This window comes from Micrococcus sp. EWR3.9.1, from assembly GCF_052615555.1.
Genome location: NZ_JBQXFD010000027.1, coordinates 1 through 10,483 on the forward strand (window position 1 = coordinate 1; position 10,483 = coordinate 10,483).

The window sequence follows — 10,483 nt, forward strand, 5'->3', positions numbered from 1 at the left end:
CTCGGGAAGCTCACCCCTGTCGAGTTCGAGATGGTTCAATCAGTCCAGGCGGCTGCCGCCGCCTGATAACTCGTGTCAAGCAAACTCATGGCAGACCCTTCTCACGCGCCTGAATCTCGCCGTCATGGATCGACAGCACCTCGGTCTGTGCGCCAGCCCGCTCCAGAAGCGCCGCGCAGGCTCTGACTGACCGACATCAGGAAGCACTTCACGGCTGAGGAGAAGCTCTGTCTCTGCGCGAACAAGGCCGTCGCAGGCCGCGGCGGTGCAGCCGTGGTGGCTGGGTGCCTGGTGCACGAGGACCGGGGCTCGCAGTTCCGATCTGGCCTATTTCAGGACGCGCGCACCCGTCATGGGCCGATCGGCTTCGTACTCGACGTCCTGACGCGCGGTTCTGCCGGCCGGTCGGCCTGATCCCGCGCTCCGGGTGATCACGGCGTCGGATCGAGCCTGACAGGTCAGCGTCGGCGCCGTGGTGGATGGCATGCACCACCCCCACGAGTGCCGTGTCGCGTTCAGCACTCTGGTGGGCCTACCTGCCCCCTCACTCCGCCAGGAATTCCAGCAGGATCCGGTTGAACTCCTCGGAGTGGCTGGTGTTGAAGCCGTGCGGGGCATCCTTGACCAGTTCGACGCGGCTGCCGTCGATCGCCTTGTGCGTCCGCTTGCCGGAGCCCTCGAACGGCACGATCTGGTCGGCGTCGCCGTGCAGGACGAGGGCCGGCACAGTCACTGCGGGCAGGTCGCGGCGGAAGTCGGTGGCTCCGAACGCGTCCATGCAGGCCAGCGCCGCCGTCTGGTCGGACTGCAGCGCCATCCGGATGGCCTCCTGGCGCTGTTCCTCGGTGACCTTCAGGCTGCTGGTCAGGCCGGCGAGCTTGGGGGTGGAGAAGAACGTCGTCGTGAAGTCGTCGAAGAACGACTCGCGGTCCTTCTCGAGACCCGCGCGCATCTCGGCGGCCTGCTTCTCGGTCAGCGGGCCGTCCGGGTTGTCGTCGGTCTTCAGCAGGTACGGGGGCACGGCGCCGGCGAACACCACCGAGTGGATCCGGTCCGCGCCGAATCGGGACATGTAGCGCGCCACCTCGCCGCCGCCCATCGAGAAGCCCACGAGCGTCACGTCGCGCAAGTCGAGCTCGGTGAGCAGGCCGTGCAGGTCGGCGGTCATCGTGTCGTAGTCGTAGCCGCCGGCGGGCTTCTCCGAGGCGCCGAAGCCGCGCCGGTCGTAGGTGATCACGCGATAGTGCGGGGACAGGGCTGCGACCTGGTCCTTCCAGGAGTCGAGGGTCAGCGGCCAGCCGTGGATGAGGACCACGGGGCGCCCATGGCCGGACTCCTCCACGTTCAGCCCGATCGTGCCGTGGTCCGTGGGGATCTGCATGAGGGTCATGTGCGCATGCCTTCCTGTGCTCTCGGGGGACGACGGCGGCGCTCGGCCGCCGCTTCCTCCTCACGCTAGGCACGCGCTCGGCACGTGTCAGGCTTCGGCCTCCGCCATCCTGCGCAGCGTCAGCGCGTTGAAGGCGGCGTGGCCGTGGTTGTCGTTGTAGAAGGAGACGTGAGCGGGCCGTGCGCCCGCCGCGTCCGCGCCGGTCAGCTCCCGCAGCCGCCCCACCCAGGGGCGAGCTCGGCGTCGGAGAACGATCCGCCGTAGCGCCGGTCCGGGTCCGCGTTGTGGAAGCGCACGTAGGCGAGACACCCGGTCGCGCTCCGTGCAGTGGTCGAGCTGATCGGCGATCCGCAGCCCCTGCGGGTAGAAGGTCCCGCGCCCGTGCTTGTAGATCCAGCCGGAGGTCCCGATCCGCACATCCAGCCCCCGACGACACTCCCGGCCCGGGTCCCCGGGTCTTGCCATGACCTGCCGCTGGGCCCGATTGCCCCGGTCCAGTGAACGCCGTGACCGGCCCGGCGCCCGCCCGCGACCCGGGCGCCCGCCCACTACTGTGCCAGGAATGGACATGACGCGATTCGACGACGACCTGCGCGCGATGCTCGACGAGGTGGAGTCCGACCGTCGCGGTGAGCCCTCCGACTACCTCGAGGACGTCGCCGGCCAGCATGTGGACGGCCTCGCCGTGGCGGTGTGCACGGTGGACGGTCACCAGGCCGCCGCCGGGGAGACCGAGCACGCCTTCGCGCTGCAGTCGGTCTCCAAGGCCCTCACCTACGCGGTGGTGCTGCAGGAGATCGGCCTGGACCACGTGCTGGAGGACGTGGGCGTCGAGCCCTCCGGTGAGTCGTTCAACCACCTGTCCCTGCACGACGACGGCCGGCCGTACAACCCGCTGATCAACGCCGGCGCCATCCTGGTCCACGCCCTCCTGCCCGCCGGGGACGAGGATGAGCGGACGGCCCTGCTGCTGCGCCGCTACAGCGCGATGGCCGGCGTCGAGCTGGAGGTCTGCGAGGACGTCCTCGACGCCGAGCGCACCCGCGCCGACCGCAACCTGGGCCTGGCCCACCTGCTCGCCGACGCCGGCCGGCTGCCCATCTCGGCCCGCGAGGCCGTGGCCGGGTACCTCGCGCAGTGCTCGGTCCTGGTCACCGCACCCCAGCTGGCCGTCATGGGCGCCACCCTCGCCGCTGGCGGCACGAACCCCGTGACGGGGGAGCGGGTGCTGGACGAGTGGGTAGCGCAGCAGGCGATGTCCGTGATGCTCACCTGCGGCATGTACGACGCCAGCGGCCAGTGGGTGGCCGAGGTCGGCGTGCCCGCGAAGTCCGGCGTCTCGGGCGCGCTGCTCGGCGCCGTGCCCGGGGCCCTGGGCATCGCCACGTGGTCGCCGCGCCTGGACGAGCAAGGTAACTCCCGGCGTGGCATCGGGTTGTTCGAGGGGCTCAGCGCACGCTGGGACCTGCACGTGCTCCAGCACCGTGGCGCCCTGCGCGGCCTCAGCGGGCCCCGCTGACCCCGCGTTGACGCCTAGCCGCCGCGGCGCCGTCGTCGCGTGGGCCACGCCGCCGACGACGCCGCGCCCCGTCCCTTGTCACCCTCTGGCGCTCGCCTCGTAGCATCGGGCCCATGACCACTCCAGAGAAGAAGGACGACGCCCCCGCGATCCCCGTGCAGGACTCCCAGCTGGCCCACGACGACCCGCGCACCCGCCACCCGAAGCTCCGCGTCGCCAAGCAGCGCCAGCCCGAGCCGGGCCTGGACGTGAAGACGGATCCCGTCCCGGACATCGGTCTGGACTCGTACCGGGGGATGGGCCGGCTGACCGGCCGCAAGGCCCTGATCACCGGCGGCGACTCCGGCATCGGTGCCGCGGTCGCCATCGCCTACGCCCGTGAGGGCGCGGACGTCGCCATCGCCTACCTGCCTCAGGAGCAGCCCGACGCCGACCGCGTCCTGGCGGCGATCGAGGCGGCCGGGCGCACCGCCGTCGCGTTGCCGGGCGACCTGATGGACGCCGACTACCGCGCCGCCCTCGTGGACGAGGCGGCGAAGCGCCTCGGCGGCCTGGACATCCTCGTGAACAACGCGGGCAAGCAGTTCATCTCCGATGACCTGGCCGATCTCACGGACGAGCAGGTCCACGAGACGTTCCAGATCAACATCATGTCCATGTTCACGCTCAGCCGCGCCGCGCTGAAGCACATGGGCCCGGGCAGCACGATCGTGAACACCACCTCGGTGCAGGCCTACAACCCCAACCCGAGGCTCCTCGACTACGCCGCCACCAAGGGCGCCATCAACAACTTCACCAAGGGCCTGGCCGAGCAGCTCGGCCCGAAGGGCATCCGCGTCAACGCGGTGGCGCCCGGGCCCATCTGGACGGTGCAGCACGTGTCCTACGGTGAGCCCGAGGAGAAGCTGCCCGAGTTCGGCCACAGCACCCCCATCGGCCGCGCCGGCCAGCCCGTGGAGATGGCGCCCGCCTATGTGTTCCTGGCCTCGGGCGAGTCCAGCTACGTCAACGGCGAGACCCTGAACGCCAACGGCGGCACGCCCACCCCGTGACCGCCCGCCTCCTCGCCGACGTCGACACCGGCATCGACGATGCCTGCGCCCTGCTCCACCTCGTCGGCGCCCACCGCCTGGGTGTCGGCCCCGAGCTCGTGGCCGTCACGACCACGGGAGGCAACGCGACCGCCCGGGACTGCGCCCTGAACACGGCTGCGGTGCTGGACCTGGCCGGTCGGGCCGACGTCGAGGTGGCCGTCGGTGCCGAGACCCCGTTGCGCCGGCCCGCGGTCATCACCCCGGAGACCCACGGCGACGGCGGTCTCGGCCATGCCCGGATCGATCGGCGCCCTGAGTGGCTCTCGCCCCGGCCCGCCGTGGAGGTGTGGCTGGACGAGCTGCGGGCCCACCCCGGGGAGACGACGATCCTCTGCACCGCGCCGCTGACGAACCTGGCCCTCGCGCTGCGCGTCGAGCCGCGCCTGCCGTTCCTCGCCCGCGGCATCGTGATCATGGGCGGCTCCTTCTATCATCCGGGCAACACCACGCCCACCGCCGAGTGGAACACCTGGGTGGACCCGGACGCCGCGAAGGAGGTGTTCGCGGCCTTCGAGGGCCTGCCCGAGGATCGCCTGCCGGTGGTGTGCGCGCTCGAGACCACGGAGCGGATCGAGTACACGCCGGCCCTGCTGGACGGCCTCCTGGCCGACGCCGGGGCCCGTCCCGTCGGCTGGTCCGCGGACCGACCGCGGGTCGCCGGGCCGGCCGCCGCGACCGGCCGCCCCGTCCTGGACGTGCTCGCCGACGCGCTGCGCTTCTACTTCGAGTTCCACCACGACTACGACCAGGGCTACATCGCCCACCTGCACGACCTCTTCGCCGCCCAGGTGGCCGCGGGCCAGGCCCGCATCGCCACGCGGGCCACCGTCGTCGACGTCGAGGCGGACTCGGAGCTGTTGCGCGGCACCACCGTCCACGACACGCGGGACATCTGGGGCAGGCGCCCCAACGCCCAGCTCGTCACGGCCAACGACCCCGCGGAGGTGTTCGCGGCCTTCGCCCGCGCGGTGGGCGCCGTCGTCGCGGGGGAGCGCACGCTCGACGGCGGTTCCCCGGCCCGGTGACCGCCGTCGGGAATGCCCCCCGTCCGCGTGCGGTTGCATCCGACGCATCCGCCCGACCCCGACCTCCCAGGAGTGCCCCCATGACCAGCGTGCCCACCGTCCCGTTCCACGACGGCCAGCAGATCCCGCAGCTCGGACTCGGCGTGTGGCAGGTCGAGGACGACGTCGCGGCCGACGTCGTCGAGCAGGCGATCCGCGCCGGCTACCGCCACATCGACACCGCCGCGATCTACGGGAACGAGGAGGGCGTGGGCCGCGGCATCGCCGCGTCCGGCGTCGCCCGCGAGGAGCTGTTCCTCACCACCAAGGTGTGGAACTCGGACCAGGGCTACGAGGAGGCGCTCGCCGCCCTCGACGTCTCGCTGGACAAGCTCGGCACCGACTACGTCGACCTCTACCTCATCCACTGGGCCAAGCCTGCGCAGGGGAAGTACCTGGAGACGTGGAAGGCCCTGATCGAGGCGCAGAAGCAGGGCAAGGTGCGCTCGATCGGCGTCTCCAACTTCCCGGCCGCCCAGCTCGAGGAGATCATCGAGGCCACCGGTGTGGTGCCCGTGATCCACCAGGTCGAGACCCACCCGTACTGGCAGCAGCGTGAGCTGCGCGAGGTCGAGGGCCGCCACGGCATCGTCCACGAGTCCTGGTCCCCGCTCGGTCAGGGCGGCGACCTCCTCGCCGACCCCGTGGTCACGGAGATCGCCGAGGCCCGCGGCGCGACGCCGGCCCAGGTGGTCATCGCGTGGCACCTCGCCCACGGCTTCGTGGTCATTCCCAAGTCCGTGACGCCCGAGCGCATCGTCTCGAACCTCGAGGCCGCGGGGGTGGAGCTCACCGACGACGACGTCGCCCGGATCGACGCGCTGGACCGCGAGGACGGCCGTCTCGGCCCCGACCCGGCGGTCATCGACTTCTGATCCAGCCGCCATCGCGCGCACCCGGCCCGTCCCCCTGGGGGCGGGCCGGTGATAGCTTTGCTCGAGAATGCCCGGCGACCGCCGCGCCGCCCGGGCGCATCTGTCCAGGCACTCCACGGAAGGCATGCACCATGTCCCACCAGGCTCCCCCCGCCGATGCGTCGAAGGTCCGCGCGCCGCGGACCGCCGTCCCGGTGACCCCGCAGACCCGCGCGAGCTCGCTGACCGACCTGCTCGGCGCCGTCGTGCGCCTGTTGCCCCTGCAGATGAAGGACGAGCTCGAGCTCGCCAAGAGGCACGTGGCCGCGAAGGGCAAGAAGGCCGGCATCGGCGCCGGCATCGCGGTGGTGGGCCTGTTCTTCCTCGCGCTCATGGTGGTCGCCCTCGTGGTGACCCTGATCGGCGCCTTCGCCGACCCGACCTTCTGGTTCCCGGCGCTCATGGTGGCGCTGGCCTTCCTCGTGCTCGGCCTGATCTTCGCCGGCGTCGGCCTCGTGATGGTCAAGGGTGCCATGCCGCTCGTGCCGCAGGAGATCGTGCGCAACCTCGAGTACGACCTCGGCTACCTCAAGGAGGGCAACGCCTTCGATCCGGCCGAGTACGACCGGCTCAAGGCGGAGCGCGCTGAGGCCAAGCGTGTCGAGGCCGCCCGCGAGGCCGAGCGGAAGAAGGTGGAGAAGAAGGAGAACAAGAAGGCCCGCAAGAACGGCGAGGCCGCTCCCCACCCGGGCCGTGACGACGCCACCGAGGCGGAGATCCGCCGTCGTGCCGACCTGCGCCGCCGCCACCTGGGCGACATCCGCTCCGGCCTGGACGAGAAGACCAGCGTGAAGGGCCAGCTCGCGGCCTTCGCCGCCCAGCGCAAGGGTCGCGGGGTCACCCCCGAGACCGCGCACGCCACCGAGCAGACCGCGCCGTTCACCAGTGCCGCCCGCGCGGGGGAGCGGACCGCCGAGGCCGAGGACTACGTGAAGGACAACTGGCAGCCGCTCGCGCTGCTCGGCGCCTCCTCCGCCGCGTTCGTGGCGCTCGCCAGCCGTCTGCGCCGCCGCTGATCCGGGGGCGCCCGCGCTCCCCAGCCCCCGAGGCCCCGATCCCCACGGATCGGGGTCTCGTCGTCTGCGGGGAGGGGCGACGGCGTCGGTAGGCTGGGCGTGTCGGGCGCCCGGCGGGGGCGTCCGCCCGCGGACCCTGGAGGAGCGACCCATGCGTGTGATCGACGTCGGCCTGCGCGAGGGCCACGAGTACCGCGTCCGCGACACCTGGCTGACCGTGCCCAACCTCATCACCCTGGCCCGCTTCGCCCTGGTGCCGGTGTTCGTGTGGCTCACCGTCGACGGCCGGCACCTGGACGCGTTCGTGATCCTGGCGGTGCTCTCCGGCACGGACTGGGTGGACGGCTACGTGGCGCGCCGGTTCGACATGATCTCCACGGTCGGGCGGTGGCTCGACCCGGTGGCGGACCGCCTCTCCCTGCTGGTGGTGGCCGTGACGTTCGTGGCCACGGGCATCGCCCCGCTCTGGCTCGCCCTGGCCATCGCGATCCCGGACGTCGTGCTCGCCGCCGTGTGCCTGTGGCTGTTCGGGGGCAGCCCGGACCTGCCGGTCACGGTCCTGGGCAAGGTGCGCACCGCGCTGCTGCTGGTGGGCACGCCCCTGCTCCTGCTCGCCCGTGTGCCGGGGGTCGACGGCGGCCCGTGGAGCGGCGTGGCCCTGGCTCTGGTCGGCGCCGGCTGCCTGCTGCACATCCTCGCCGCAGGGGACTACCTCGTGCGCGCGGTGGGCAAGGCCCGCGGCCTGCGGGCGGACGGTCAGGACCCGCGTGAGGACCCGTCCCGCCGGGGCTGACCCCCTCGCGCATCCTCGTGCCGGCGCCGACGGTTGCTACCGTGGGACGCGCGCCGTGCCCGCGGCCGATCCTCACGGCACGGGCCGGGCGCCGTCGTGCCATCGCCACCACAGAGAGGGACCGCCGTGTCCGACCGTCCCGGGATCGCCGCCGACCGCCCCCTGAAGGTGCTGATCGCCGCAGACACCTATCCGCCGCACGTCAACGGGGCCGCCACCTTCGGCCACCGCCTCGCCACGGCGCTGCACGCGCGCGGCCACGAGGTCCACGTCGTGATGCCGCGCAGTGACGCCGGCCCGGACACCGTGGAGCACCGGCCGGAGGCCACCGTGCACCTGCTGCGCTCCCTGCCGGCGCCGACGCACGAGTACTACCGTGTGGTGCTCCCGCGGCACGCCAAGACCTCCTTCCGCCGCATCTACCGCGAGGTCCAGCCGGACGTCGTGCACGCCCAGTGCCACTACATGATCGGCGAGGCCGCCATCAACGAGGCCGAGCGGCGCCGCATCCGGATCGTCTCCACGAACCACTTCATGCCGGAGAACCTCGAGCCGTTCCTGCCGTTCCCGCAGTGGTTCCTGGACATCGTCTCCCGGGTGTCGTGGAAGGACATGGGTCGGCTCATGGGCAAGGGCGCGGTGGTCACCACCCCCACGGCCCTCGCCGCGCAGGCCATGGCCGAGCACGCCGGCCTGGACAACGTCCTCCCGGTCTCCAACGGCATCGATGCGAGCGCCTACGAGCTGCAGCCGGGGGAGAGGGTGGACCATCCCGGCCATCCGGTCGTGCTCTTCGTGGGGCGGCTGGCCGTGGAGAAGAACGTGGAGGTGCTGATCCGTGCGATCGCGCACCTGGCCCGCACCCGTCCCGACCTGGACGTGCACGCCGAGATCGTCGGCGACGGCGAGCAGCGCGACCGCATCCGTGCCACGGTGGACGAGGAGGGGGCGGCCGACCGCGTCCTGCTGCGCGGCCACGTCTCCGAGGAGGAGCTGCGGGCGGCCTACCTGCGCGCCGACGTGTTCTGCCAGCCGGGCACGGCGGAGCTGCAGTCCCTCGTGACCCTCGAGGCGCTCAGCGCGTCCACCCCGGTGGTCCTCGCGGACGCCCTCGCGTTGCCCCACCTCGTGGACGAGGGCGTCAACGGCCACCTCTTCCCGCCCGGGGACCACGTGGCCCTGGCCGAGCGGATCGCCCGGATCCTCGACCTCTCGGACGCGGAGCGCGCCGCCATGGGTGAGGCGTCCCACGCGAAGGCCCTGCACCATTCCGCCCAGAAGACGGTGGACATCTTCGAGCGCCTCTACCGCGGCGCGACGGCCGCCGAGGTCCGCGCGCTGCTCTGAGACCCGTCGGTAGGATGGGCGGGTCCCGCGCGATGCCGCGGGGGAGGGGCGTTAGCTCAGTCGGTCAGAGCAGGGGACTCATAATCCCTGGGTCGCGGGTTCAAGTCCCGCACGCCCTACGAGGAATGGCCTCTGACCTGGGATTATTCCAGGTCAGAGGCAGCGTTCCTGGCGGAGCTACGGGCAAGACTACGGCCTAAGGCGCCGGACGACCCCCCGGAGGGCGGGTCCGGGAGACTCCGCGGAAGCCAATCCCTGCGCCGCCCCTTGAGAGGATGCCCCCCCCCATGAGCCCGATCAGCTGTCGACAGGGGTACCGCAGAGCACGTAGGTCACCGGGTGGCAGAATCATTGCGGCCCGTCCACTCGCTCACGCCCATGATCGTCCTGTAGATCCTGCCTGCAGCTCGGCCTAGCCTGTGCTCATGAACCCGACGCAGCCATTCGGCCCGCAGGCATATCAGGCATGGAAGTCGCGCCTAGAGCAGCTCAAGGCGGAGCTCACGGCAAGCGAGGGGTATCGATACTGGTACTACATCGGCGAGTTCGGTAAGTCCTTTGACATTTGGAACGACGAACATGTGGAGCTCGCGGATCTCCTCCTGTCATACGAACATGATCCGGAACTCGTTATCCGCCTGAACAGCGAGGGCCACCCGGACGAGCGGGACCAACTTGTTCGAGTGCTGGACCGCAAGGCCCTTTCCTGCATGGCCGCGCTGAAGGCCCTTGAAGATCACATCAAGACGACGCTTCACGTCGTGAGCAGCCCTGCCCTCAAGGAGGAGTACGACAGCCGGTATGCGACCACGAGGAGGGAGCATGCCTCCGTGGCGTTCGTGCAGCGCTTCCGCAACTACCTGCAACATCACAAGACGGCTCCATGGGTTACGAAGCTCCATTTCAGACCCGGCCATCTGGAAGGTGAGATGTGTTTGAACGCCACCAACCTCCTTGCCTGGGACGGGTTCAGCGGGGGAGCGAAGCGATTCCTGCGGGATCAGGAGAGGGGCTTTCCCTTCCGACCGGTCCTTGTCGAGTTTGGGGAGCGGTTCTCCGAGCTCGTGCTCTGGTACTGCGAAGCCGTCCGCCAGGAGGGGACCGCAGCCATGGCCGAGGCTGAACTGCTACGGCAAGCCGTCGTCCAACACCACGACTCCTACATTCCCAGCGAGGGTGCCCCACCGGCCTCCGGGGCGAGTGGCTAATACGGTTGTCTCACGTCAGCTCTGCATACTTCCCTCGGTCCGCCAGTGCCTCGTCGAGAGTCTGGCGTGACACTCCGAGTCACGGGCGACCGCGGCCTGCGGTACGCGCCCTCGGTCAAGTCCCTGGAAGTGGTGTAA

The 10,483-nt window shown here is 71.1% G+C and carries 10 protein-coding genes and 1 tRNA gene; 9 read left to right on the top strand and 2 right to left on the bottom strand.

Going from position 1 to position 10,483, the window contains the following annotated elements; translation table 11 throughout:
• Positions 1–544 precede the first annotated feature (544 nt).
• Together ACUJ8O_RS11030 and ACUJ8O_RS11035 are read right to left on the bottom strand one after the other, a co-directional pair.
• Positions 545–1,390, bottom strand: a complete 846-nt coding sequence (locus ACUJ8O_RS11030) for an alpha/beta fold hydrolase (protein WP_036339491.1) — start codon at positions 1,388–1,390, stop codon at positions 545–547.
• An 87-nt stretch (positions 1,391–1,477) separates the two neighbouring features.
• Positions 1,478–1,855, bottom strand: coding sequence for a hypothetical protein (locus ACUJ8O_RS11035; protein WP_152743227.1), 378 nt, complete (start codon positions 1,853–1,855; stop codon positions 1,478–1,480).
• Between the two features lie 103 nt (positions 1,856–1,958).
• Between ACUJ8O_RS11035 and glsA the strand changes: the two genes are divergently transcribed.
• From glsA to ACUJ8O_RS11080, 9 genes are all read left to right on the top strand, one after another.
• Positions 1,959–2,909, top strand: coding sequence for a glutaminase A (gene glsA, locus ACUJ8O_RS11040; protein WP_069941728.1), 951 nt, complete (start codon positions 1,959–1,961; stop codon positions 2,907–2,909).
• A gap of 113 nt (positions 2,910–3,022) precedes the next feature.
• Positions 3,023–3,961: an SDR family oxidoreductase gene (locus ACUJ8O_RS11045; RefSeq protein ID WP_095347636.1), complete on the top strand. Its 939-nt coding sequence runs from the start codon at positions 3,023–3,025 to the stop codon at positions 3,959–3,961.
• On the top strand, positions 3,958–5,028 hold the full coding sequence (locus tag ACUJ8O_RS11050; protein WP_445373377.1) for a nucleoside hydrolase: 1,071 nt from the start codon (positions 3,958–3,960) through the stop codon (positions 5,026–5,028). The genes ACUJ8O_RS11045 and ACUJ8O_RS11050 overlap by 4 nt, the downstream gene beginning before the upstream one ends.
• A gap of 80 nt (positions 5,029–5,108) precedes the next feature.
• Positions 5,109–5,942, top strand: a complete 834-nt coding sequence (locus tag ACUJ8O_RS11055; protein WP_144918980.1) for an aldo/keto reductase — start codon at positions 5,109–5,111, stop codon at positions 5,940–5,942.
• A 131-nt stretch (positions 5,943–6,073) separates the two neighbouring features.
• Complete coding sequence (locus ACUJ8O_RS11060) at positions 6,074–6,997, top strand: phage holin family protein (protein ID WP_144825477.1); 924 nt, start codon at positions 6,074–6,076, stop codon at positions 6,995–6,997.
• A gap of 151 nt (positions 6,998–7,148) precedes the next feature.
• Positions 7,149–7,790 carry a CDP-alcohol phosphatidyltransferase family protein gene (locus tag ACUJ8O_RS11065; protein ID WP_144918981.1) on the top strand — a complete coding sequence of 214 codons (642 nt, stop codon included), beginning with the start codon at positions 7,149–7,151 and terminating at the stop codon, positions 7,788–7,790.
• 126 nt (positions 7,791–7,916) lie between these two features.
• Positions 7,917–9,137 carry a glycosyltransferase gene (locus ACUJ8O_RS11070; protein ID WP_078026175.1) on the top strand — a complete coding sequence of 407 codons (1,221 nt, stop codon included), beginning with the start codon at positions 7,917–7,919 and terminating at the stop codon, positions 9,135–9,137.
• 45 nt (positions 9,138–9,182) lie between these two features.
• A tRNA-Ile gene (locus ACUJ8O_RS11075) sits at positions 9,183–9,256 on the top strand.
• A 306-nt stretch (positions 9,257–9,562) separates the two neighbouring features.
• Positions 9,563–10,345, top strand: a complete 783-nt coding sequence (locus tag ACUJ8O_RS11080; protein ID WP_445373378.1) for a hypothetical protein — start codon at positions 9,563–9,565, stop codon at positions 10,343–10,345.
• Positions 10,346–10,483 lie beyond the last annotated feature (138 nt).

Excerpts from the sequence above, each read along its gene's own strand:
- glsA (WP_069941728.1), top strand. The coding sequence starts at position 1,959 with ATGACGCGATTCGACGACGACCTGCGCGCGATGCTCGACGAGGTGGAG.
- ACUJ8O_RS11045 (WP_095347636.1), top strand. The coding sequence starts at position 3,023 with ATGACCACTCCAGAGAAGAAGGACGACGCCCCCGCGATCCCCGTGCAG.
- ACUJ8O_RS11035 (WP_152743227.1), bottom strand. The coding sequence starts at position 1,855 with ATGGCAAGACCCGGGGACCCGGGCCGGGAGTGTCGTCGGGGGCTGGAT.
- ACUJ8O_RS11065 (WP_144918981.1), top strand. The coding sequence starts at position 7,149 with ATGCGTGTGATCGACGTCGGCCTGCGCGAGGGCCACGAGTACCGCGTC.
- ACUJ8O_RS11030 (WP_036339491.1), bottom strand. The coding sequence starts at position 1,390 with ATGACCCTCATGCAGATCCCCACGGACCACGGCACGATCGGGCTGAAC.
- ACUJ8O_RS11055 (WP_144918980.1), top strand. The coding sequence starts at position 5,109 with ATGACCAGCGTGCCCACCGTCCCGTTCCACGACGGCCAGCAGATCCCG.
- ACUJ8O_RS11080 (WP_445373378.1), top strand. The coding sequence starts at position 9,563 with ATGAACCCGACGCAGCCATTCGGCCCGCAGGCATATCAGGCATGGAAG.
- ACUJ8O_RS11060 (WP_144825477.1), top strand. The coding sequence starts at position 6,074 with ATGTCCCACCAGGCTCCCCCCGCCGATGCGTCGAAGGTCCGCGCGCCG.